At 40.9% G+C, this 24,168-nt stretch carries 27 protein-coding genes; 25 read left to right on the top strand and 2 right to left on the bottom strand.

Annotation, left to right across the window (positions count from 1 at the left end; all coding sequences use genetic code 11):
• The first annotated feature begins 2 nt into the window (after positions 1-2).
• The 5 genes from yghU to yaaA all read left to right on the top strand — a co-directional run bounded on the left by yghU (position 3) and on the right by yaaA (position 4,078).
• On the top strand, positions 3-794 hold the full coding sequence (gene yghU, locus UKS_RS07320) for a glutathione-dependent disulfide-bond oxidoreductase (protein ID WP_156012386.1): 792 nt from the start codon (positions 3-5) through the stop codon (positions 792-794).
• Between the two features lie 116 nt (positions 795-910).
• Positions 911-1,321: a peptide deformylase gene (locus UKS_RS07315; protein WP_156012385.1), complete on the top strand. Its 411-nt coding sequence runs from the start codon at positions 911-913 to the stop codon at positions 1,319-1,321.
• Between the two features lie 11 nt (positions 1,322-1,332).
• The gene (locus UKS_RS07310) at positions 1,333-2,928 is read left to right on the top strand and encodes a hypothetical protein (protein WP_156012384.1); all 1,596 of its coding nucleotides are present in this window, start codon (positions 1,333-1,335) and stop codon (positions 2,926-2,928) included.
• Positions 2,929-3,106: 178 nt separating this feature from the next.
• Positions 3,107-3,271, top strand: coding sequence for a YczI family protein (locus tag UKS_RS07305; protein ID WP_173020498.1), 165 nt, complete (start codon positions 3,107-3,109; stop codon positions 3,269-3,271).
• Between the two features lie 78 nt (positions 3,272-3,349).
• Positions 3,350-4,078: a peroxide stress protein YaaA gene (yaaA, locus tag UKS_RS07300; protein ID WP_156012380.1), complete on the top strand. Its 729-nt coding sequence runs from the start codon at positions 3,350-3,352 to the stop codon at positions 4,076-4,078.
• A 261-nt stretch (positions 4,079-4,339) separates the two neighbouring features.
• Here yaaA and UKS_RS07295 read toward each other — a convergent pair whose 3' ends face one another.
• Positions 4,340-4,888 (bottom strand): NAD(P)H-dependent oxidoreductase, encoded by a 549-nt coding sequence (locus UKS_RS07295; RefSeq protein ID WP_156012378.1) that lies wholly within the window; start codon positions 4,886-4,888, stop codon positions 4,340-4,342.
• A gap of 254 nt (positions 4,889-5,142) precedes the next feature.
• Between UKS_RS07295 and UKS_RS07290 the strand changes: the two genes are divergently transcribed.
• The 15 genes from UKS_RS07290 (at position 5,143) to UKS_RS07220 (ending at position 15,591) form a co-directional block, all read left to right on the top strand.
• A complete protein-coding gene (locus UKS_RS07290; RefSeq protein ID WP_173020474.1) occupies positions 5,143-5,631 on the top strand; it encodes a cell wall elongation regulator TseB-like domain-containing protein in 489 nt (162 codons plus the stop codon).
• A complete protein-coding gene (locus tag UKS_RS07285; protein WP_156012376.1) occupies positions 5,628-6,806 on the top strand; it encodes a pyridoxal phosphate-dependent aminotransferase in 1,179 nt (392 codons plus the stop codon). The genes UKS_RS07290 and UKS_RS07285 overlap by 4 nt, the downstream gene beginning before the upstream one ends.
• A gap of 22 nt (positions 6,807-6,828) precedes the next feature.
• Positions 6,829-8,172 (top strand): asparagine--tRNA ligase, encoded by a 1,344-nt coding sequence (asnS, locus tag UKS_RS07280; protein WP_156012374.1) that lies wholly within the window; start codon positions 6,829-6,831, stop codon positions 8,170-8,172.
• A gap of 152 nt (positions 8,173-8,324) precedes the next feature.
• Positions 8,325-8,615 (top strand): 30S ribosomal protein S6, encoded by a 291-nt coding sequence (rpsF, locus tag UKS_RS07275; protein WP_001151784.1) that lies wholly within the window; start codon positions 8,325-8,327, stop codon positions 8,613-8,615.
• An 11-nt stretch (positions 8,616-8,626) separates the two neighbouring features.
• Positions 8,627-9,097, top strand: coding sequence for a single-stranded DNA-binding protein SsbA (gene ssbA / locus UKS_RS07270; protein WP_000609604.1), 471 nt, complete (start codon positions 8,627-8,629; stop codon positions 9,095-9,097).
• A 32-nt stretch (positions 9,098-9,129) separates the two neighbouring features.
• On the top strand, positions 9,130-9,369 hold the full coding sequence (gene rpsR, locus UKS_RS07265; protein WP_000068664.1) for a 30S ribosomal protein S18: 240 nt from the start codon (positions 9,130-9,132) through the stop codon (positions 9,367-9,369).
• 250 nt (positions 9,370-9,619) lie between these two features.
• Positions 9,620-10,123: a GNAT family N-acetyltransferase gene (locus tag UKS_RS07260; protein WP_049496662.1), complete on the top strand. Its 504-nt coding sequence runs from the start codon at positions 9,620-9,622 to the stop codon at positions 10,121-10,123.
• An 80-nt stretch (positions 10,124-10,203) separates the two neighbouring features.
• Positions 10,204-11,604, top strand: a complete 1,401-nt coding sequence (locus tag UKS_RS07255) for a bifunctional Cof-type HAD-IIB family hydrolase/peptidylprolyl isomerase (protein WP_156012372.1) — start codon at positions 10,204-10,206, stop codon at positions 11,602-11,604.
• Between the two features lies 1 nt (position 11,605).
• Positions 11,606-11,968 carry a S1 RNA-binding domain-containing protein gene (locus UKS_RS07250; RefSeq protein ID WP_156012370.1) on the top strand — a complete coding sequence of 121 codons (363 nt, stop codon included), beginning with the start codon at positions 11,606-11,608 and terminating at the stop codon, positions 11,966-11,968.
• A gap of 52 nt (positions 11,969-12,020) precedes the next feature.
• On the top strand, positions 12,021-12,770 hold the full coding sequence (locus UKS_RS07245) for a tRNA1(Val) (adenine(37)-N6)-methyltransferase (RefSeq protein ID WP_049496655.1): 750 nt from the start codon (positions 12,021-12,023) through the stop codon (positions 12,768-12,770).
• A complete protein-coding gene (locus UKS_RS07240; protein ID WP_049496654.1) occupies positions 12,760-13,044 on the top strand; it encodes a GIY-YIG nuclease family protein in 285 nt (94 codons plus the stop codon). The genes UKS_RS07245 and UKS_RS07240 overlap by 11 nt, the downstream gene beginning before the upstream one ends.
• An 85-nt stretch (positions 13,045-13,129) precedes the next feature.
• Entirely contained in the window at positions 13,130-14,065 is a 936-nt protein-coding gene (locus UKS_RS07235) for a manganese-dependent inorganic pyrophosphatase (RefSeq protein ID WP_049496653.1), read from the top strand.
• An 86-nt stretch (positions 14,066-14,151) separates the two neighbouring features.
• On the top strand, positions 14,152-14,664 hold the full coding sequence (locus UKS_RS07230; protein ID WP_156012369.1) for a YiiX/YebB-like N1pC/P60 family cysteine hydrolase: 513 nt from the start codon (positions 14,152-14,154) through the stop codon (positions 14,662-14,664).
• Complete coding sequence (locus UKS_RS07225; protein WP_156012367.1) at positions 14,648-15,298, top strand: DUF1803 domain-containing protein; 651 nt, start codon at positions 14,648-14,650, stop codon at positions 15,296-15,298. Before UKS_RS07230 ends, UKS_RS07225 begins: the two co-directional genes overlap by 17 nt.
• A gap of 101 nt (positions 15,299-15,399) precedes the next feature.
• Positions 15,400-15,591, top strand: coding sequence for a CsbD family protein (locus tag UKS_RS07220; protein ID WP_049496650.1), 192 nt, complete (start codon positions 15,400-15,402; stop codon positions 15,589-15,591).
• Positions 15,592-15,633: 42 nt separating this feature from the next.
• Here UKS_RS07220 and UKS_RS07215 read toward each other — a convergent pair whose 3' ends face one another.
• Positions 15,634-17,079, bottom strand: coding sequence for a UDP-N-acetylmuramoyl-L-alanyl-D-glutamate--L-lysine ligase (locus tag UKS_RS07215; RefSeq protein ID WP_156012365.1), 1,446 nt, complete (start codon positions 17,077-17,079; stop codon positions 15,634-15,636).
• A gap of 105 nt (positions 17,080-17,184) precedes the next feature.
• Between UKS_RS07215 and UKS_RS07210 the strand changes: the two genes are divergently transcribed.
• From UKS_RS07210 to UKS_RS07190, 5 genes are all read left to right on the top strand, one after another.
• Complete coding sequence (locus UKS_RS07210; RefSeq protein WP_156012363.1) at positions 17,185-18,807, top strand: putative polysaccharide biosynthesis protein; 1,623 nt, start codon at positions 17,185-17,187, stop codon at positions 18,805-18,807.
• 195 nt (positions 18,808-19,002) lie between these two features.
• Positions 19,003-20,961, top strand: a complete 1,959-nt coding sequence (locus UKS_RS07205; RefSeq protein ID WP_156012361.1) for a peptide ABC transporter substrate-binding protein — start codon at positions 19,003-19,005, stop codon at positions 20,959-20,961.
• A gap of 316 nt (positions 20,962-21,277) precedes the next feature.
• The gene (locus tag UKS_RS07200; RefSeq protein ID WP_156012360.1) at positions 21,278-21,733 is read left to right on the top strand and encodes a hypothetical protein; all 456 of its coding nucleotides are present in this window, start codon (positions 21,278-21,280) and stop codon (positions 21,731-21,733) included.
• Between the two features lie 164 nt (positions 21,734-21,897).
• On the top strand, positions 21,898-22,992 hold the full coding sequence (locus UKS_RS07195; RefSeq protein WP_156012358.1) for a cystathionine gamma-synthase: 1,095 nt from the start codon (positions 21,898-21,900) through the stop codon (positions 22,990-22,992).
• 7 nt (positions 22,993-22,999) lie between these two features.
• A complete protein-coding gene (locus tag UKS_RS07190) occupies positions 23,000-24,166 on the top strand; it encodes a MalY/PatB family protein (protein WP_156012356.1) in 1,167 nt (388 codons plus the stop codon).
• Positions 24,167-24,168 lie beyond the last annotated feature (2 nt).

Raw genomic sequence — 24,168 nt, 5'->3', positions numbered from 1 at the left:
GGATGTCAGCCTATCAATTACCGACCGTATGGCAGGATGAAGCTAGTAATCAAGGAGCCTTTACGGGATTAAATAAACCAACAGCAGGTGCCCGTTTCGAACAAAACTTGCCAAAAGGAGAGCAACCTTTTCAGCTTTATTCACTGGGAACACCAAATGGTGTGAAGGTCACTATCTTATTGGAAGAATTGCAAGAAGCTGGTTTTGAACAAGCGACTTACGATTTGTATAAGATTGCGATTATGGATGGGGATCAGTTTGGTTCAGACTTTGTAAAGCTTAATCCAAATTCAAAGATTCCAGCCTTGTTGGACCAGTCAGGAACTGAAGAAGTGAGAGTCTTTGAGTCTGCGCATATTCTTTTATACCTTGCTGAGAAATTTGGAGCCTTTCTACCAAGTAATCCTGTGGAGAAGGTAGAAGTTTTGAATTGGTTATTCTGGCAAGCAGGTACAGCACCTTTTCTAGGTGGGGGATTTGGACATTTCTTTAATTATGCCCCTGAAAAATTGGAATATCCAATTAATCGTTTTACGATGGAAGTGAAACGCCAGTTAGATTTATTGGATAAGGAATTGGCTCAGAAACCTTATATTGCAGGCAATGACTATACGATTGCAGATATTGCTATCTGGTCTTGGTATGGCCAGTTAGTTCAAGGAAAGCTTTACCAAGGTTCTGCAAAATTTTTAGATGCCTCAAGTTATCAAAATCTAGTAAACTGGTCAGAAAAAATTGCCAACCGTCCAGCTGTTAAGCGTGGTATGGAAGTAACTTATAAAGAAATTAAATAGCAAAAAAAGTCATCTTCGGATGGCTTTTTGCTACAGTTGAGGGAAAGGGCTTGCAGTTATCGGCTTTTATGCTATAATTGCTATAATATAGTAAAAAGCAAGAGGAGTGTGAGGGAGTGGAAAAAGAAATTGTGAAGGATATCTTATTTTTGTCTCAAGTGTCTCAGCCGGCAAGTCAGGAAGACCTGTATCTTGCCAGAGATTTACAGGATACGCTTTTAGCAAATCGTGAGACTTGTGTCGGCCTGGCTGCCAATATGATTGGGGTGCAGAAGCGCGTGATTATTTTTAATCTTGGCTTGGTTCCCGTGGTCATGTTTAATCCAGTGCTCCTATCCTCTGAAGGACCTTATGAGACAGAGGAAGGCTGTTTGTCTTTGACAGGTGTGCGATCTACTAGGCGTTATGAAACTATAAGGGTTGCCTATCGTGACAGCAAGTGGCAGAAACAGACTATTACTTTGACAGGTCTCCCAGCCCAGATCTGCCAGCATGAACTGGATCATTTGGAAGGACGAATCATTTAGGAGGAGTGCAAATGAAACGAATAGTCTTTGAACTTATTTTTATCGCAACGACCTGGTATATCTTTTTACCACCCCTTAACCTGACCAGCTGGGAATTTCTCTTTTTCCTCTGTGGGCATTTGCTGCTTGTAGCAATCTTATTTGGTTTTGGTAGGGGAATCAATTTGGTCAAAACAGTTCATGTGCGTCACGGCAAGGCGGAAGCTGCCTTAAATCTAGAGGGTTTCAAAATCAATCGGTTAGGGAAAATCCTTTTTGCTTCTATTGGAGGAATTCTGCTCTTGGCGGCCTTTGTTTCCTTGGTGACTTCTAGCATTTTTCAGGCTAAAAATTATGCCAGTGTAGTCACAGTTACGGAAAAAGACTTTGCTGAATTTCCTAAGAGTGATACCAGTAAGGTTCCTATCTTAGATAGAAGTACGGCTGAAAAAATTGGCGACCGTTACTTGGGTTCCCTAACGGATAAGGTATCGCAGTACGTAGCGGCAGATACCTATACCCAATTGACGATTGATGGGAAACCTTATCGGGTTACGCCACTAGAATACGCAGATCCTATCAAGTGGTTTAATAATCAAGCCAAGGGAATCGGCGAATATATCAAGGTAGACATGGTGACCGGAAATGCGGACTTGGTGGACTTGAAGACACCAATCAAGTATTCTGACTCGGAGTATTTTAACCGTGATGTCAAGCGTCACTTGCGTTTTAAGTACCCAACTAAAATCTTCAAGACTCCATCCTTCGAGGTGGACGATGAGGGCAATCCTTTCTATGTGGCGACGGTTTACCAAAAGCAATTTGGACTTGCGGTTCCTCGTCCTGTTTCAGTCATTATCTTGGATGCCACAAATGGAGAGACCAAGGAATACAGTTTGGCAGATGTTCCAGAATGGGTGGACAGGATCTATCCAGCTGAGGAAACTATTGAGCAAATCAACTATAACGGCAAGTACAAGGACGGTTTCTGGAATGCCATGATTTCCAAGAAAAACGTGACCCAGACTACGAAGGGCTATAATTATTTGTCTATCGGCAATGACATCTACCTCTACACAGGTGTGACATCGGCCAATGCAGATGAAAGTAATCTTGGTTTCATCCTAGAAAATATGCGAACAGGAGAAATCACTAAGTACAGCTTGGCTTCTGCGACCGAAGAATCGGCCCGTGAATCAGCCGAAGGTGCTGTTCAGGAGAAATCCTACAAGGCAACCTTCCCGATCCTCATCAACCTTAACGACAAGCCACTCTACATCATGGGCTTGAAGGACAATGCTGGCTTGGTCAAAGAGTACGCCTTGGTTGACGCAGTCGAGTACCAAAATGTTATCGTAGCTACTACAGTGGAAGAACTGCTCAGCAAGTATGCCAATAAAAACGATCTTGAGATTGACAATGCAACAACTGAAAGTATCAAGGGAGTGGTAGCAGACCTCAAATCAGCTGTTATCAAGGGCGATACTGTCTACTTCTTTAAAGTTGATGGCAAGATTTACAAGGTTAAGGCCTCAGTATCAGATGATCTTCCTTACCTTGAAAATGGTAAGACCTTTGAAGGTCAAGTAGGAAAAGACAACTATCTCAAGACCTTTAAAGTGCAGTAATACTCTGCGAAAATCTCTTCAAACCACGTCAACTTTATCTGCAACCTCAAAGCTGTGCTTTGAGCAACCTGCGGCTAGTTTCCTAGTTTGCTCTTTGATTTTCATTGAGTATAAAAAAGGTTTATTTAAGAAATACATGTTATAATAAGGTAAATTAAGATTAATGGAGGACAAAGAAATGGGTTTTTATGTGATGCTTGCTTCAATGCTACTCGGACTGCTCGCTTTGAAGGTAGGCTTTTCTCAGTTCAAGGAGAAAAAAGATAAATTCTTATCTATCTTAACAAGTTTAGCTGGCCTAGCCCTTGTTCTCGTGGCTGTCTGGTTAGGATGGCCCAAATAAACAGAGAAACCTCGGTCAAACCGAGGTTTCTCAGATGAATTTCTTGGTTGTGACTAAAAAATATGCTACACTATCAATATGAAAATTTTAATCCCAACAGCAAAAGAAATGAACACAGACTTGCCAAGTATCGAGGCAACTCCTTTAAAACCAGAAAGTCAGGCTGTGCTGGATGCTTTGTCCCTCTATTCTGCTAGTCAATTGGAGAGCTTTTACAAGGTATCAGCTGAAAAGGCTGCGGAAGAATTTCAACATATCCAAGCTTTGAAAAGGCAAACTGCTCAACACTACCCAGCTCTGAAACTTTTTGACGGACTCATGTATCGCCATATCAAGCGAGATAAATTGACCGAGGCAGAACAATCCTATGTTGAAAATTATGTCTTCATTACGTCAGCTTTGTACGGAGTCGTTCCAGCCTTGGCACCTATGCCCCCTCACCGTTTGGACTTTTTGATGAAATTAAAGGTCGCTGGTAAGACTTTGAAGAGCCATTGGAAGGCAGCCTACGATGAAGCTGTGAAGCAGGAAGAAGTGATTTTCTCTCTCTTGTCATCCGAGTTTGAGACTGTATTTTCTAAGGAAATCAGAGAAAAGATGGTGACCTTCAAATTCATGGAGGATAGAGGTGGTCAGCTGAAGATTCACTCAACTATTTCCAAGAAAGCGCGTGGTGCTTTCCTGACAGCCTTGATAGAAAATCAAGTACAGACGGTGGAGGAAGCTCGTCGCTTAAGCTTTGCAGGATTTGTCTATCGAGAAGATTTGTCAGAGCCACAGGAATTAGTTTTTGTTAAGGAAGTATAAAAGATATTTTATATTTGACAATATGTATTATCAGCTATTTTAGTTTATAAATTAGAGAAAGCGAACAAACTAGTCTTCTGAGTACCAGAAAAGTAGTCTTGTTCGCTTTTATTATATTATTCTCAATGAAAATCACAAAGTCAACTAGGAAGCTAGACGCAAGCTTTACTTGAGTAGGGTAAGGCGACACTGACGTGGTTTGAAGAAGTATTAGGTATGAAAAAACCACCCAAATAGGTGGCAAAGAGTCAGAAAATATCTTTATTTGATAGCATTAACCAAGTCTTGAGCTTGTTTTTCAAGTGAGTTTAGGACTGTTTCTTCAAGAACCAATTTTCCGTCTACCCATGCAGAGTCATTGACACGAGCAGCGGTGAAATCACCAACGACTTGTGTACGGATAAATGGCAAGAGGTCTTTGTAGATAGCGAAGAGTTGTTCGTGACCTGCATTGGCTACAGATGATACTGTGACCAACTTATCTTGTAGAGCAGAAGCGCTACGTGTATCAGACAAGTCAAGGGCACGAGATAGCCAGTCAAGCAAGTTTTTCACTGTTCCAGGGATGGAGAAGTTGTAAACTGGAGAGAAGATCCAGATGGCATCGGCAGCAAGAACCGCTTTACGAGCAGCCGCTACAGCTGGATGAGTTGGAACTTCTAAATCTTGGCTGAAGAGAGGAAGGACTGAATAATCAAGATAGCTAACTTCAGCTTCACCAGCAAGGGCTTTCTCAGCTTCGAGGGCCATTTGATGGTTGAAAGAACCTTGGCGTAGGGATCCGACGATAAATAATACTTTTTTAGACATGATGTGTCTCCATTTTCTTAAAATTTCGAGAATGCTCTCGTTGTTATAAAATATATTACAACAAAACAAAATAACTTGCAAGAAATTTGCTCAGAGTTTATTTGAAAATTATAAAATTGCTGAAACTCTAGTCAGTTGCCACTGGAAAAGTAAGAACTGTTTTTTGGATTTTGGTTTACTTTGAAGGAAGAAATAAAATGCGATGGTTCTTATATTCACTTGTAATAAAGCCCAATAGATGGTAAAATAGACGAGTGAAAAAAAAACAAAACAAAGCAAAAAATAATCTACTGCGGCAGTATGGTCTAGGGATGGCGATTTTGTTTGCGGTTATCAGTGCTTCCTTTCTGTATCTGGTTTCTCTTAGCATGAAACCCTATCAAACAGCTAAAAGTGAAGGAGAAAAATTAGCTCAGCAGTATGTAGGCTTAGAGAAGGCGGATCAGGTTGATTTATACAATGGCTTGGAATCCTATTACAGCATTCTTGGTCGTAATAAAAAAGCAGAAGCACTTGCTGTCCTGATCGGAAAAGAAGACCATAAGATTTATGTTTATCAGTTAAATCAGGGTGTTTCACAAGAGAAAGCAGAAGCTCTTTCTAAGGAAAAAGGAGCTGGCGAGATTGACAAGGTTACCTTTGGTCGTTATCAAGACAAGCCAATCTGGGAAGTCAAGTCAGGCTCTGATTATTATCTAGTAGATTTTGAAACAGGAGCATTGGTCAATAAGGAGGGCCTATGAAACTATCCAACCGTGTTTTAGAAATGGAAGAAAGTGTGACCTTGGCTGCTGGAGCCCGTGCCAAAGCACTAAAGGCTGAGGGAAGAGATATTTTGTCTCTAACCTTGGGTGAGCCAGATTTCACTACTCCAAAAAATATCCAAGATGCCGCCATTGCATCGATTCAAGATGGGCGTGCTTCTTTTTATACAGTAACCTCAGGTCTGCCAGAGCTCAAGGAAGCGGTTAATACCTACTTTGAGCGCTTTTACGGCTATTCTGTAGCGCCAAATCAAGTGACAGTTGCTGCTGGAGCCAAATATTCTCTCTACACCTTCTTTATGGCTGTGGTCAATCCAGGTGATGAAGTGATCATCCCAACCCCATACTGGGTCAGCTATGGAGACCAGGTTAAGATGGCAGAGGGTGTGCCAGTCTTTGTTCCTGCTAAGGAAGACAATCACTTTAAGGTGACCGTAGAGCAGTTGGAAGCAGCTCGCACAGACAAGACCAAGGTTTTGGTGCTGAATTCACCATCCAATCCGACAGGTATGATTTACACCCGTGAGGAACTCTTGGCAATCGGAAACTGGGCTGTAGAAAAGGATATTCTCATTCTAGCAGATGATATCTATGGCCGCTTGGTCTATAATGGCCATGAATTCACACCGATTTCTAGCTTATCGGAAGCGATTCGCAAGCAAACAGTAGTCATCAATGGTGTGTCTAAAACCTACGCTATGACTGGTTGGCGGATTGGCTATGCCGTTGGAGAAGCAGACATTATCGCTGCCATGTCTAAGATTGCAGGTCAAACAACTTCGAATCCGTCAGCAGTAGCCCAGTATGCAGCAGTTGAGGCTTTATCAGGTGAGCAAGATACGGTAGAAAGTATGCGTCAGGCTTTTGAGGAACGACTAAACACTATCTATCCTCTTCTTGCTGAGGTGCCTGGATTTGAAGTGGTCAAACCGCAAGGAGCCTTCTATCTCTTTCCAAATGTCAAAAAGGCAATGGAGATGAAAGGTTATACGGATGTGACAGAATTTACAACCGCTATCCTAGAAGAAGCTGAAGTGGCCTTGGTAACAGGAGCTGGCTTTGGAGCGCCAGAAAATGTCCGCCTCAGCTATGCGACAGACCTAGACACGCTTAAAGAAGCAGTTAAACGCTTGAAAGCATTTATGGAAAAATAAACGAAAGAGAAAAGGAAACATAATGACAAAACGTGTAACGATTATTGATGTAAAAGACTATGTTGGCCAAGAAGTGACGATTGGCGCTTGGGTTGCCAACAAATCAGGAAAAGGGAAAATCGCCTTCTTGCAATTGCGAGATGGAACAGCCTTCTTCCAAGGTGTAGCCTTTAAACCAAACTTTGTAGAAAAATTTGGTGAAGAAGTGGGACTTGAGAAGTTTGATGTTATCAAACGCTTGAGCCAAGAAACGTCTGTTTATGTGACAGGTATTGTCAAAGAAGACGAACGTTCTAAGTTTGGCTATGAGTTGGATATCACAGACATCGAAGTGATCGGTGAATCTCAAGACTACCCAATCACACCAAAAGAACACGGAACAGACTTCCTGATGGATAACCGTCACTTGTGGCTTCGCTCTCGTAAGCAAGTGGCTGTCATGCAAATCCGTAACGCTATTATCTATGCGACTTATGAGTTCTTCGACAAGAACGGCTTTATGAAGTTTGATAGCCCAATTCTTTCAGGAAATGCGGCTGAAGATTCAACAGAACTCTTTGAAACAGACTACTTTGGAACGCCAGCCTACTTGAGCCAATCAGGCCAGCTTTACCTAGAAGCAGGGGCTATGGCTCTTGGTCGTGTCTTTGACTTTGGTCCCGTATTCCGTGCTGAAAAATCAAAAACACGCCGTCACTTGACTGAGTTCTGGATGATGGATGCAGAGTACTCATACTTGACACACGATGAGTCACTTGACTTGCAAGAAGCTTATGTAAAAGCTCTTCTTCAAGGTGTGCTTGACCGTGCGCCTCAAGCCTTGGAAATCTTGGAACGTGATACAGAACTCTTGAAACGCTACATTGCAGAGCCTTTCAAACGCATCACTTACGATCAAGCTATTGACCTCTTGCAAGAGCATGAAAATGATGAAGACGTTGACTATGAACATCTTGAGCATGGAGATGACTTTGGTTCACCACACGAAACGTGGATCTCAAATCACTTTGGTGTCCCAACATTTGTCATGAACTATCCAGCAGCCATCAAGGCCTTCTACATGAAACCAGTTCCTGGGAATCCAGAGCGAGTGCTTTGTGCAGACTTGCTTGCCCCAGAAGGTTACGGAGAAATCATCGGTGGCTCTATGCGTGAAGAAGACTACGATGCCCTTGTTGCTAAGATGGATGAACTTGGCATGGATCGTACAGAGTACGAATTCTACCTTGACCTTCGTAAATACGGTACTGTACCACACGGTGGATTTGGTATCGGTATTGAACGTATGGTGACCTTCGCAGCAGGAACAAAACACATTCGTGAAGCTATTCCATTCCCACGTATGTTGCACCGTATTAAACCGTAAGAATAGGAAAACGCCCATGTGGCGTTTTTTCGCATTTCAGAGTTTTTACTTGCGTAAAAAACTGTTTTCTAGTATAATAGTTTATTGTGAGCGAACCTCACTTACCCCTTGCAGAGTCTTGGGGTCATTAGACCAAAAGGAGGAACATATCAATGGCTAAATACGAAATTCTTTATATCATTCGTCCAAACATTGAAGAAGAAGCTAAAAACGCTTTGGTAGCACGTTTTGACTCTATTTTGACTGACAACGGTGCAACTGTTGTTGAATCAAAAACTTGGGAAAAACGTCGTCTTGCATACGAAATCAAAGATTTCCGTGAAGGACTTTACCACATCGTTAACGTTGAAGCAAACGACGATGCAGCTCTTAAAGAGTTTGACCGTCTTTCAAAAATCAACGCTGACATTCTTCGTCACATGATCGTCAAAACTGACGCGTAAGAAGGTAAATTATGATTAACAATGTTGTACTTGTAGGGCGTATGACACGTGATGCTGAATTACGTTATACCCCATCAAATGTAGCAGTTGCGACTTTTACTCTTGCAGTAAACCGTACATTTAAGAGTCAAAATGGCGAACGTGAGGCTGATTTTATCAATGTCGTTATGTGGCGCCAACAGGCTGAAAATCTTGCTAATTGGGCTAAAAAAGGCTCACTTATCGGGGTAACAGGCCGTATTCAGACTCGTAGTTACGATAACCAGCAAGGACAACGTGTCTACGTGACGGAAGTCGTGGCTGAGAATTTCCAAATGTTGGAAAGCCGTAGTGTGCGTGAAGGACATACAGGTGGAGCTTATTCTGCACCAAGTTCAAACTATTCAGCCCCTACTCAATCAGTGCCTGACTTTTCACGTGATGAAAATCCATTTGGAACAACAAATCCTTTGGATATTTCAGATGATGATTTACCATTCTAATGGACAATTAATACTATAAAGGAGAAAAAAACATGGCTCAACAACGTCGTGGCGGATTCAAACGCCGTAAAAAAGTTGATTACATCGCAGCAAACAAAATTGAATATGTTGATTACAAAGATACTGAGCTTCTTAGCCGTTTCGTTTCAGAACGTGGGAAAATCCTTCCTCGTCGTGTAACAGGAACTTCAGCTAAAAACCAACGTAAAGTAACAACAGCTATCAAACGCGCTCGCGTAATGGCTTTGATGCCTTTCGTAAACGAAGATTAAAAAAAAAGACCCGGGTGGGTCTTTTTTTCAGGTCCGGGGGCCCTCTTTTTCATGAGCTTTGAAATGACAGAGCGAGTTTTGGTCCGAGTGGACCTCTTTTTCAGACCCGGTTGAGTCTTTTTTCAGGTCCGGGTAGCCCTCTTTTTCATGAGTTTGAAAACAAGAAAGCGAATTAAAACCCGGGTGGGTTTTTTTCTGACCTTGGCGTGCTATAATGGTAATAGAAAGAGTAAAGGTGGGTAAGTCAAAGATGAATTGTACGATTAGAAATATGATTAAGTCTGATATTGAATCCTTATCTCATGGATTTATGAATCAAGGTTGGCCTGGTAGAGAGGAAATTTTGGCTAGATATTTTCTGGAACAGAAAAGTGGGGAGAGAGAAGTCTTAGTTGCAGAGATTGGTGGTGCTGTAGCGGGCTACATTACCATTTTGCCCTCTGCTAACCATGGTCCTTTTGCAGAAGTCTATCCAGAATTATCAGATTTTAATGTGTTTGAGCCTTTTCGAAATCAAGGGATTGGGAATCAACTGCTAGAAGAAGCAGAAAAACGAGTCAAGTTTGTTTCGAGTAAAGTCACTCTTGGTGTAGGTTTGCACTTAGGCTATGGTCCTGCCCAGAGATTGTATATCAGACGGGGCTACATTCCAGATGGGACAGGTGTCTGGTATCGAAATCGACCCTTGGAAATGAATGCAACTAGCCAAAATAATGATGATTTGGTTTTGTATCTAGTAAAGGAATTCGGATAAAAGACAAGGATTTTATTGGGGGTAGGGGATTTGCCTACTTTATGGTATAATGGAAAGAGTGAATTGAAGGAGGTAGTGAGATGGATGCCAAATTAAGATATAAGGCAAAGAAAATCAAGATTGTCTTTTTTGATATTGATGATACATTGCGGAATTCAAAGACAGGTTTTATTCCAGCTTCAATCCCAACTGTTTTTAAGCAATTACGTGAGAAAGGAATTTTAACAGGAATTGCTTCTGGACGTGGGATTTTTGGTGTCGTTCCGGAGATTCGTGATCTCAAGCCTGACTTTTTTGTAACTTTGAATGGGGCTTATATCGAAGATAAAAAAGGTCAGGTCATTTATCAGCATCAGATTGAGAAGTCAGATGTTGAGGAGTATATCTCTTGGGCTAAGCAAGAAGGAATTGAGTATGGCTTGGTTGGGAGTCATGATGCCAAACTCTCCGCTCGAACTGAGATGATCAGTGAGGCTATCAATCCAATTTACCCTGATTTGGATGTGGATCCTGACTTCCATGAAAAAGTAGATATCTATCAGATGTGGACTTTTGAAGATAAGGGAGATGACTTACACTTACCTGACAGTCTCTCAGATAAACTTCGCATGGTTCGTTGGCATCAACATTCGTCTGATATTGTACCGATTTCAGGCTCTAAAGCGACGGGTGTGGAAAAGGTTGTGGAACACCTTGGCTTGAAACCAGAGAACGTCATGGTTTTTGGAGATGGGCTCAACGACTTGGAACTCTTTGATTATGCAGGCATTAGTATCACTATGGGTGTTTCCCATGAAAAAATCAAAGAAAAAGCAGATTATATTACAAAAACATTAGAAGAAGATGGCATTTTTGATGCCTTAGAAGGATTTGGTATGGTAGAAAAAGAATTGCATTTCCCACAAGTAGACATTGAAACAGCAGAAGGTCCTATCGCGACTATTAAGACCAATCACGGAGACTTGCGTATTAAGCTCTTCCCTGAACATGCTCCTAAAACAGTAGCTAACTTTGTAGCTCTTTCAAAAGATGGTTACTATGATGGTGTCATTTTCCATCGTATTATCAAGGACTTTATGATCCAAGGTGGAGACCCAACTGGAACTGGTATGGGTGGCGAGTCAATCTACGGCGAATCATTTGAGGATGAATTCTCAGAAGAACTTTACAATATTCGTGGTGCCCTTTCCATGGCCAATGCTGGTCCAAATACCAACGGCAGCCAGTTCTTTATCGTGCAAAATCAACATTTGCCATATTCTAAGAAAGAGATTGCTCGTGGTGGTTGGCCAGAACCGATTGCGGAAATCTATGCCAACCAAGGAGGAACTCCTCATCTAGACCGCCGTCACACTGTATTTGGTCAGTTAGCTGATGAAGCTTCTTACGCTGTTTTGGATGCCATTGCTGCTGTTGAGACAGGAGCTATGGACAAGCCAGTTGAAGATGTTGTGATTAAAACAATTGAAATCGAGGACTAAGATGAAAATCGGTGATAAACTAAAGGGCCGTATTACTGGGATTCAGCCCTACGGGGCCTTTGTTGAACTAGAGACGGGTGATACGGGGCTGATTCACATTTCAGAGATTCGGACTGGCTTTATTGAAAATATCCAAGAAACCTTGAAAATCGATGAGGAGGTTCAAGTTCAAGTAGTGGATTTAGATGAATTTACAGGGAAAGCTAGTCTTTCTATCCGCACTTTGGAGGAAGAAAAGCACCAGTTTCCGAGACGGAGACGCTTTTCAAGCGACCGCTTTAACTATGGTTTTGCTCCTCTCAAACGAATGATGCCAATTTGGACTAAGGAAGCCCTTCAACATTTGAAGAATCAGAAGCACTAGTTAGAAATCTGTATTCTTTGTAATGTTAATATAAATTTGCTATAATAAGACCATGGAAGAAGAACAATTATTAAAATCGGGGGAGCGCATTAACCAGCTCTTTTCGACAGATATCAAAATCATTCAAAATAGAGAGGTTTTTAGCTATTCGGTGGATAGTGTTCTCTTGTCACGTTTTCCACGTTTCCCTAAGAAGGGCTTGATTGTGGATTTCTGTGCCGGGAATGGAGCAGTGGGGCTATTTGCTAGCACTCGGACTCAGGCACAGATTTTGGCTGTTGAGATTCAGGAGCGTTTGGCAGATATGGCTGAACGCTCTGTCCGTTTGAATGGTTTGGAAGAGCAGATGGAGGTCATCTGTGATGATTTGAAAAATATGCCTTCTCGTATACAGGGAAGTAAGGTAGATATGATTTTGTGTAATCCACCCTATTTCAAGGTGGATCCTCATTCCAATTTGAACGAGAGCGAACATTATCTCTTGGCGCGCCATGAAATCACGACCAACTTGCAGGAAATCTGTCGTAGTGCCCAGAGTATTCTCAAGTCTAATGGGCGTTTGGCCATGGTTCATCGTCCTGATCGACTTTTAGATATCTTGGACAGCTTGCAACGGCATAATCTAGCCCCTAAGCGCCTGCAGTTTGTTTATCCAAAAAGAGAAAAGGAAGCTAATATGCTTTTGATTGAGGCTATCAAGGATGGCTCAACAAGCGGTTTTAAGGTTCTGCCACCACTCATTGTTCATAATGACGATGGTTCCTATACTCCAGAAATTCAAGAGATTTACTATGGATCATAAGGCTTACATGTATGTGGTAGAGTGTTGTGATGGGACCTACTATACCGGCTATACAACGGATGTCAAAAAAAGAATCGCCGTTCACAATAGTGGGAAGGGAGCCAAGTACACACGAGCACGCTTGCCAGTAAAACTTATCTATGTAGAAGGTTTCGATAGTAAAGAAGAAGCCCTGTCAGCCGAAGCCCTTCTGAAACGTAAAAAGAGACCACAGAAGGAGCAATTTTTATCTGAAAATCAAGATAGAAATTTACTCAGTTATTTTGAAGAGTAGCGGGGAGTCCTTTGACTCCTCTTACTTTTGTCAAAAAGTGAAAAAAATGCTACAATAAAGAGAATAAACAAAATGAGGTATTATCATGTCTAAGATTCTAGTATTTGGTCACCAAAATCCAGACTCAGATGCCATTGGGTCATCTGTAGCCTTTGCCTACCTTGCAAAAGAAGCTTATGGTTTGGATACAGAAGCTGTTGCCCTTGGAACTCCAAATGAAGAAACAGCTTTCGTCTTGAACTATTTTGGTGTAGAAGCACCGCGTGTTATCACTTCTGCTAAAGCAGAAGGTGCAGAGCAAGTTATCCTGACTGACCACAATGAATTCCAACAATCTGTATCAGATATCGCTGAAGTAGAAGTTTATGGTGTTGTGGACCACCACCGTGTGGCTAACTTTGAAACTGCAAGCCCACTCTATATGCGTTTGGAGCCAGTTGGTTCAGCGTCTTCAATCGTTTATCGTATGTTCAAAGAACATGGTGTGACTGTGCCTAAAGAGATTGCTGGTTTGATGCTTTCAGGTTTGATTTCAGATACTCTTCTTTTGAAATCACCAACAACACACCCAACAGATACAATCATTGCTCCTGAATTGGCTGAATTGGCTGGTGTAAACTTGGAAGAGTACGGTCTTGCAATGCTCAAGGCTGGTACAAACTTAGCTAGCAAATCTGCTGAAGAATTGATTGACATTGATGCTAAGACTTTTGAATTGAACGGAAATAATGTCCGTGTTGCTCAAGTAAACACAGTTGACATCGCTGAAGTATTGGAACGCCAAGCAGAAATTGAAGCTGCAATGCAAGCTGCTAACGCAGCAAACGGCTACTCTGACTTTGTCTTGATGATTACAGATATCGTCAACTCAAACTCGGAAATCTTGGCGCTTGGTGCTAATATGGGCAAGGTCGAAGCGGCTTTCAACTTCAAACTTGAAAACAACCATGCTTTCCTTGCTGGTGCCGTTTCACGTAAGAAACAAGTGGTCCCTCAATTGACTGAAATCTTTAATGCTTAAGATTTTGAGTGCTAATTCAAATTAGGAGAGGCTAGTTTACCATATATCGAAAGGAGTTTCGGCTCCTTTTTTTCTAGGAGTGAAGCATGTTAGAAAATGGCGATTTGATTTTTGTGAGAGATGAGTCAGATATGGGACAGGCCATCCAGACTTCCACAGGTAACTATAACCATGTTGCGATTTATTTGGATGGGATGATTTACCATGCTAGTGGACAGGCTGGTGTTGTCTGTCAAGAACCGGATGACTTCTTTGAGTCCAATTACTTGTACGACATTTATGTCTACCCAGAAATGGATATCCAGTCTGTGAAGGGAAAGGCTTGCAAACATCTAGGAGCTCCCTACAATGCTTCTTTCTATCCAGATGGAGCTGCTTTCTACTGTTCCCAGTATATAGCAGAAATCCTACCTATTTTTGAAACCATTCCCATGAAATTTGGAAATGGAAAACAGGAGATTAGTGATTTTTGGAGGGAGTATTATAGAGAACTAGGTTTGCCTGTTCCTCTAAACCAAGCTGGGACCAATCCCAGTCAGTTGGCTGCATCGCCTCTGTTAGAATGTAAAGAAAGGAATCTTCATGATTCAGATTTTTAATCCATCTCGTTTGACGAGACAGCCATTTTTTGGAGAATTAATCCGCTATCTGGACCAGCATGAGGATGTGATTTTGCGGGAAATTAAGGCTAATTTTCCAGATGTAGCAGTTGACAAACTCATGGAAGAGTATATAAAGGCAGGCTTGATTCTACGAGAAAATAAGCGTTATTACCTTAATCTTCCTATGCTTGAATCACTTGATAGTCTTGAACTGGATCAAGAGATTTTTGTTAAAGAAAATAGTCCAGTCTATCAAGCTTTGTTGGAGCAGAGTTTTGAGACGGAATTGCGCAATCAAACCAATGCAGCTATTTTACTTGAACAGACAGACTTTGCGCGAACCAAAATGACCCTATCCAATTATTTCTACAAGGTCAAACATCAGTATCCTTTGACAGAAAAACAACAGGAACTTTATGCTATTTTGGGAGATGTCAATCCTGAGTATGCTCTCAAATATATGACGACTTTTTTGTTGAAATTTCTCAAAAAAGACCAGCTTATGCAGAAACGCCGTGATATCTTTGTGGACAGTTTAGTTGTTCTAGGTTATATTGTCCAAAATGAAGATGGAAAGTATGAGTTGGCTATTGATTTTGATAAGGACAGATTAACTTTCTACTTGGCCTGATTTCTTGTTTCTGAGCACATTGTTTGACTTTCCTTAGTATTTGGTATAAACTATATGTAATCGGTAACACATATCGGAATAAAATTAAAGGGGATAATTATATGTCACTTGAAAACAAATTGGAACAAGCAACAGGAACTGTCAAAGAAGGAGTTGGTAAGGTTACTGGAGATAACAATACTGAAGCAGAAGGCGCTGTAGAAAAGACAGTTGCTAAGGCAAAAGAAGTAGCTGAAGATGCTAAAGGTGCTGTAGAAGGTGCCGTTGAAGGTTTGAAAAACGCTTTTAAATAAGATAAAAAAATCAAGGGTTTCATTTCCCTTGATTTTTTTATCTTATAAATAATTTTCTGCGACAGCTGCATCTCCTGGATAGGCTTCTTTCTTGCCTTGAACGATTTGGTAGCAGTCGGCTCCCTTACCAGCAATTATCACAGCATCCAGTTCTTGATCTGTAACAGACATTGCAGCCTTGATAGCTTGCTCACGGTCGGCAATCTTCTCAACAGGATGGTTGATGTAGCTACTGATTTCATCTGCAATAGCCATTGGATCTTCGTGGTTTGGATCATCAGCCGTTAGAAAGACTTGAATTTCAGGGTGCTGATTGAGGAGGAGGCCAAAGTCCTTACGACGGCTTTCTCCCTTATTTCCAGTTGAACCAAGTACTAGAGCAATTTTTCCTGTCTGATGTGTTTCAACCACAGAGATTAGTTTTTTCAGACTGTCACCATTGTGGGCGTAGTCAATGAAAACTTTTGCGCCATTTTTCTGAGTGAGAACTTCCATACGTCCCGGAACACGAGTAGTAGCAATCCCTTTTTTGATATCTTCAAGACTAGCACCTAAACGAAGGCAGGCAAGTCCAGCAGCGACTGCATTTTCTTGGTTGAAGTGTCCAATGAGTTGAATATCATAATCTCCAGCGAGTTTACCCGTTGCTGAGAAGCTAAAGGCTTTGGAGTTCTCGATTTGGTTACTTGACTGGCTACCGTAGAAGTCATGCTCTTGATTCTCAACTTGTTCTTTTAGAACAGAGAAGTGGTCCATATCGCTATTAATGACAACTGCTCGGCTATTTTTCATCAAGAGACGCTTGTGGTAGAAGTAGTCTTCAAAGGTTGGATGCTCAATAGGACCAATATGGTCAGGACTGATATTGAGAAAAACTCCTACATCAAAGGTTAGACCGTAGACTCGCTTGACCAAGTAGGCTTGACTGGATACTTCCATGATGAGGTGGGTTCTTCCATTATCAACAGCCTGGGCCATCATGTCAAAAAGGTCAATACTTTCAGGAGTTGTCAGAGCAGATTTGAAGAAAGTTTTACCGTCCAAGGTAGTGTTCATTGTTGACAACATAGCTGGACGGTGTTTTTGATTTAAGATGTTGTAAGCAAAGTAAGCTGCCGTAGTTTTTCCTTTAGTTCCAGTGAAAGCAAGGAGTTTTAGTTTCTTCTGAGGGTTGCCATAAAACTCCATGGCGATCAAACTCATGGCTTTCTTAATATCGCTAACGATAATAACGGGAATACCTACTTCATAGTCCTGTTCCGCTACATACCAACCAAGTCCTTGTGCGATTGCCGAAAGGATAAATTCTTTTTTAAAGGTAGCTCCTTTTGCAAAAAAGAGGCTATTTTCTTGTGTTTTTCGGCTATCGTAACTGATACTGTCAAAAATAACATCGCTGTAGTTGTAGTGGTAATGTCCTTGGTCGATAATCTCACGGAAGAGATCATCTTTCTTTAAAATATCTAATACGTTTTCAATCTTTATCATACTTTCTATTGTAAACCGAAAGTCGTAAATTTACAAGTGACAAGGAAAAGTTTATAATGGAAGATGAGGAATTTTTCCTAGTTACTAAAATCAAATGAGGAATCTATGTCTAACGAAAACAATCACCAGCAGGCTCAGATGTTACGGGGGACTGCTTGGCTAACGGCTAGTAACTTTATCAGTCGCCTGCTCGGGGCCATTTATATCATCCCTTGGTATATCTGGATGGGGTCTTATGCGGCTAAGGCAAATGGTCTCTTTACCATGGGTTACAATATCTATGCTTGGTTCTTGTTGGTTTCGACAGCAGGTATTCCTGTTGCAGTCGCAAAGCAGGTTGCCAAGTATAACACCATGCAAGAAGAAGAGCATAGTTTTGCTCTGATTCGAAGTTTCCTGGGCTTTATGACTGGACTAGGTCTTGTCTTTGCTTTGGTCTTATATCTCTTTGCGCCTTGGTTGGCAGATCTTTCTGGTGTCGGTAAGGAACTCATCCCCATTATGCAAAGTCTAGCTTGGGCTGTCTTGATATTCCCTTCTATGAGTGTTATCCGTGGATTTTTCCAAGGGATGAATAATCTCAAGCCTTACGCTATGAGCCAAATCGCTGAGCAGGTTATCCGAGTTATTTGGATGCTCTTAGCAACCTTTATCATCATGAAGCTTGGTTCGGGAGACTATCTAGCAGCAGTCACCCAGTCTACCTTTGCAGCCTTTGTGGGAATGGTAGCTAGTTTCGCAGTCTTACTTTATTTCCTATATAAAGAAGGAATGCTTCAAAAGGTCTTTGAAACACGAGATAAGATTGATAGCAAACACCTGTTAATGGATACGATTAAGGAAGCAATTCCATTTATCCTGACAGGGTCTGCTATCCAGCTTTTCCAGATTTTGGACCAGATGACCTTTATCAATAGTATGAAGTGGTTTACCAACTACAGTAATGAAGATTTAGTTGTCATGTTTTCTTATTTCTCTGCCAATCCTAATAAAATCACCATGATTCTCATTTCTGTTGGAGTTTCGATTGGTAGTGTAGGATTACCTCTCTTGACAGAGAACTATGTCAAGGGGGATTTGTCAGCAGCGGCTCGCCTAGTCCAAGATAGCCTCACCATGCTCTTCTTATTTTTACTGCCGGCAACAATTGGAGTGGTCATGGTAGGGGAGCCTCTTTATACAGTCTTTTACGGTAAGCCAGATGGATTGGCTATGGGCTTATTTATCTTTGCGGTCTTGCAATCAACAATTCTAGGCTTGTACATGGTCTTGTCACCAATGCTTCAAGCTATGTTTCGAAATCGCAAGGCAGTTCTCTATTTTATCTATGGTTCCATTGCCAAACTGGTCTTGCAACTGCCAACCATCGCTCTCTTCCACAGTTATGGACCTTTGATTTCTACAACCATCGGTCTCATCATTCCTAATGTTTTGATGTATCGGGATATTTGCAAGGTAACTGGTGTCAAGCGCAAGGTGATTTTGAAACGAACCATTTTAATCAGTTTGTTAACTCTTTTCATGTTTCTAGTAGTTGGGACATTCCAGTGGATTTTAGGATTTGTCTTCCAACCAAGTGGACGTTTGTGGAGTTTTCTATATGTAGCCCTTGTTGGTGCCATGGGTGGGGGTGTTTATGGAGTTATGAGTCTCCGTACCCGTTTGTTGGATAAGGTGATCGGAAAAGCTCAAGCAGATCGCTTACGAATCAAATTAAAGTTAACTTAAAAAAATATTTATAAATAAAAGGGATAATTTGAACATTTCTATCAAGAAATGATTAGATTATTCTCTTTTTTATTATTTTGTAGAATAATTTCTATAGTTTATAGATGTAATAATTAATTTTTTTAAAAAACCTATTGACTAAATAAAACATGAGTTGTATAATAAGACAAATATTTAAATCAGGAGGTTCTGGAAATGAAAATGTCTAAGGCAAAGTATGCAACTCTGGCAGGTGTCGTGTTAGGCGCAGGTATTATGTTGAGTGCATGTGGGAATTCAGCTAGTTCATCTAAAACATACAACTATGTTTATTCTAGCGATCCATCTAGTTTGAACTATCTAGCAGAAAACCGTGCAACGACCAATGATATTGTGACTAATCTGGTAGATGGTCTCATGGAAAATGACCAATACGGTAACTACGTTCCATCCTTAGCAGAGGATTGGACTGTTTCTCAGGATGGTTTGACCTATACCTACAAACTTCGTAAGGATATGAAGTGGTATACTTCAGAAGAGGAAGAATATGCTCCTGTAACTGCCCAAGATTTTGTCACTGGTTTGAAATATGCGGCTGATAAAAAATCAGAAGCCTTGTACTTAGTGCAAGAATCCGTTGCTGGTTTAGATGACTATATCACTGGTAAAACAAGCGACTTTTCAACTGTCGGAGTTAAGGCTCTTGATGACCAAACTGTTCAATATACCTTGACACGACCAGAATCTTATTGGAACTCAAAAACAACTTCAACCATTCTCTTCCCAGTCAATGCAGATTTCTTGAAATCAAAAGGGGATGATTTTGGGAAGGTAGACCCATCTAGCATTTTGTATAATGGACCTTTCTTGATGAAATCCTTTGTTTCAAAATCTGTCATCGAATTCAAGAAAAATCCTAACTACTGGGATGCTAAAAATGTCTTTGTAGATGATGTCAAATTGGCCTATTATGATGGTAGTGACCAAGATGCACTGGCTCGTAACTTTGTCGAGGGGGCTTATAGCTACGCTCGTCTTTATCCAAATAGTTCAAGCTTTGAAGGGATTAAAGAAAAGAATAAGGACAATATCATCTATAGCTTGCAAAATGCAACTTCTTACTTCTTAAACTTCAATTTAGATAGAAAATCTTATAAATTCACTTCAAAAACAAGTGATGCTGAAAAGAAATCGACTCAGGAAGCGGTTCTTAACAAAAACTTTCGTCAAGCCATCAACTTTGCCTATGACCGTACAGCTTACGGGGCTCAATCTCAGGGAGAAGATGGTGCAACTAAGATTTTGCGTAACTTGGTTGTTCCTCCAAACTTTGTAAGTATCAACGGAAAAGACTTTGGTGAAGTAGTAGCCTCTAAGATGGTCAATTATGGTAAGGAATGGCAAGGAATCAACTTTGCAGATGCTCAAGATCCATACTACAATGCTGAAAAAGCCAAGGCTAAATTTGCTGAAGCTAAGAAAGAACTCCAAGCTAAAGGAGTCCAATTCCCTATCCACTTGGACATGACAGTTGACCAAGCTGCTAAAAAGGGTGTCCAAGAGGCAAATTCTATGAAGCAATCTATTGAAGCAGCCTTAGGTGCAGAAAATGTTGTAATTGATATTCAACAACTTTCTACTGAAGACTTTGATAATACAAGCTATTTGGCTCAGACTGCAGCTCAGAAGGATTACGATCTATACAACGGTGGCTGGAGCGCAGACTATCAAGATCCATCAAGCTACCTTGATATTTTTAATATTAATTCTGGTGGAGTGTTGCAAAATCTAGGTTTAGAGCCGGGTGAAGCCAATGACAAAGCCAAGGCTGTTGGACTAGATGTCTACACTCAAATGTTGGAAGAAGCTAATAAGGAGCAAGATCCGGCTAAACGTTATGAAAAATATGCGGATGCCCAAGCTTGGTTGGTAGATAGCTCTCTAGCAATTCCAAATGTTTCACTAGGCGGAACACCAACATTGAGAAAAACAGTTCCATTCTCTTCACCGTATTCATTGGCTGGTAATAAAGGGGTTGAATCATATAAATACCTCAAAGTACAAGATAAGACAGTCACAAAAGATGAATATGAAAAAGCCAAAGAAAAATGGCTGAAAGAAAAAGAAGAATCCAATAAAAAAGCCCAAGAAGAATTGGCAAAACATGTCAAATAAGGATTTTTCAAGAAAAACGATGGTTTCGAAAGAAGCTGTCGTTTTTTTTTATAGAATGATGGCGAATTTGGAAGAAAAGTGCTTACATTTTTTAATTGGTTTATTAAATTTATGTTATAATGAATATAACAAAAACGTGAGAAACTATTTTCGAAAGTCTCTTCCAGCGTTAATGGAAGTATGCACATGCTAGGGTAATGTTATAGGAGGGATGCTGTCTACTAAAAAAATAAGATAAAACGCAACAAATGATAAGTTCTTCTTTAAGTGAAGAATTCTTAACGGGCTATTTAGTGATTTTTATGGAGGTAACATCATGGGCGCTATTATGGAGTTTGCAACAGAAAAACAGATTGAATCATTTCTTTCAACTTGTCATATCGAGGGACAAAGGAATTTTCTGATGGCTTTCAAGAAAAAGACATGGTTGAAATCCTTTATTGATTTTTTCATTATAGGTGGTTCCTACTATGTTCAGTCGAGTGTGAAGCCTAAGATTCTGGCATTCACACCTAAGGGAATCTACTTGATGGACATCAGTGATGTAATAGAAAATCGTTCTAATCAAGTCGTAGAGATGCCTTGGAATCAAGTTCAAGATTTTATTTATAAGACAGTTTTGAATACAGTTAGACTTAATTGGCATCATCAAAATGAAGACTATATTTTCTCCGTGGATGTCGGTCAGGTTAGTCAGCATGTTGGCCAATATCAATTTAACAAAGATCATTATGACTATTTAGCCCAACAGGATTTCTTTCAGTCAAAGTAAACTCTAGCAATCATCGTCACAAAAGAATCTGGAAGCTTTTCTGGATTCTTTTTAGCTTTACTCGATAAGTCTATAGTTTGAAACTATAACTAGCTCTTGAAAAGAAGAAAATGAGTTGATGAAAATAAGTGGTACAATAGTTACTATAGATTTGGAGGTATTGTATGAGCAAGGAATTACACATCAACACAATTTTGGCCCAGGCGGGTATTAAATCAGATGAAGCGACAGGAGCTTTGGTGACACCGCTTCATTTTTCAACGACCTATCAGCATCCAGAGTTTGGTCAATCTACTGGATTTGACTATACGCGTACAAAAAACCCAACTCGCAGTAAGGCAGAAGAAGTATTGGCAGCTATTGAGTCCGCAGACTATGCCCTAGCGACTAGCTCAGGGATGTCAGCTATTGTACTGGCTTTTAGTGTCTTTACAGTAGGAAGTAAGGTTTTGGCTGTTCGTGACCTTTACGGTGGATCTTTCCGCTGGTTCAACCAAGTGGAGCAGGAAGGCCGTTTCCATTTCACCTATGCCAATACAGAAGAAGAGTTGATTGCCGAGTTGGAGAAGGACGTGGATGTTCTCTATATCGAAACTCCAACCAACCCTTTGATGTTGGAATTTGATATCGAAAAACTAGCAAAATTGGCTCATGCTAAGGGTGCCAAAGTGGTGGTGGACAATACTTTCTATAGCCCTATCTACCAACGTCCGATTGAAGATGGAGCAGATATCGTTCTTCATTCAGCAACCAAGTATCTAGCAGGGCACAATGATGTCTTGGCTGGAGTGGTTGTGACCAATAGTTTAGAACTATACGAGAAGCTCTTTTACAATCTCAATACGACAGGGGCAGTCTTGTCTCCGTTTGACAGCTATCAATTGATTCGTGGTCTCAAGACCTTGTCTCTTCGTATGGAGCGCTCAACAGCTAACGCCCAAGAAGTGGTTGCCTTTTTGAAGGATTCTCCAGCAGTTAAGGAAGTTCTCTACACTGGTCGTGGGGGCATGATTTCCTTTAAAGTAGCAGATGAAACACGCATTCCTCACATTTTAAACAGCCTCAAGGTCTTCTCTTTTGCGGAAAGTTTGGGTGGGGTAGAAAGTCTCATTACTTATCCAACGACTCAAACTCACGCTGATATTCCAGCAGAAGTGCGCCATTCTTATGGTTTGACAGATGACCTCTTGCGTTTGTCAATTGGGATTGAGGATGCTAGAGATTTGATTGCAGATTTGCGCCAAGCCTTGGAAGGATAAGACAAAGATGGGAAAATATGATTTTACAAGCCTGCCCAATCGTTTAGGGCACCATACTTATAAATGGAAAGAAGCAGAAACGGATAGTGAAGTCCTACCAGCTTGGATAGCGGATATGGACTTTGTCGTCTTGCCTGAAATCCGCCAAGCTGTGCAAACTTACGCTGATCAACTGGTTTATGGCTATACCTATGCCAGTGAAGAATTAATTAAGGAAGTTCAAAAGTGGGAAGCCACACAACACGGTTACCACTTTGACAAAGAGGCTCTTGTCTTTATCGAGGGTGTGGTACCAGCCATCTCAACAGCTATTCAAGCCTTTACAAAAGAAGGCGAGGCGGTTTTGATTAACACACCTGTTTATCCACCCTTTGCACGCAGTGTCAAGTTGAACAACCGTAGATTGATTACCAATTCTTTGGTGGAAAAGGATGGTTTGTTTGAGATTGACTTTGACAAACTGGAGAAGGATTTAGTAGAAGAGGAGGTCAAGCTCTATATCCTCTGCAACCCTCACAATCCTGGTGGACGTGTTTGGGAAAAGGAAGTCTTGGAGAAGATTGGCCAACTCTGCCAAAAACATGGAGTTTTGCTAGTATCTGATGAGATTCACCAAGATTTGGCCTTGTTTGGAAACAAGCACCAGTCATTTAACACAGTAAATGAAGATTTTAAAGAATTTTCACTGATTTTAAGCAGTGCTACCAAGACCTTTAATATTGCTGGAACGAAAAATTCTTATGCCATTATCGAAAATCCTAAGTTAAGACTGGCTTTCCAAAAGCGCCAGCTTGCTAATAATCAGCATGAAATTTCAGGCTTGGGTTATTTGGCGACAGAAGCTGCCTATCGCTATGGTAAAGATTGGTTAGAGGAGCTCAAGCAAGTCTTTGAAGACCATATTAATTATGTGGTCGATTTATTTGGAAGAGAGACTAAAATCAAGGTCATGAAACCGCAAGGAACCTACTTGATTTGGCTTGATTTTTCAGCCTATGACCTGACTGATGAAACATTGCAAGAGCTGTTGAGAAATGAAGCTAAGGTTATCCTCAACCGTGGTTTGGATTTTGGAGAGGAAGGTAGTCTCCATGCCCGCCTCAATGTAGCTATGCCTAAATCTCTACTGCAAGAAGTTTGTCAGCGGATTGTGACAACTTTTGCTAAACTTTAAAA

This window comes from Streptococcus sp. 116-D4, from assembly GCF_009731465.1.
Lineage (GTDB): Bacteria > Bacillota > Bacilli > Lactobacillales > Streptococcaceae > Streptococcus > Streptococcus pseudopneumoniae_E.
This window is presented reverse-complemented; position numbering and strand designations above follow the sequence as displayed.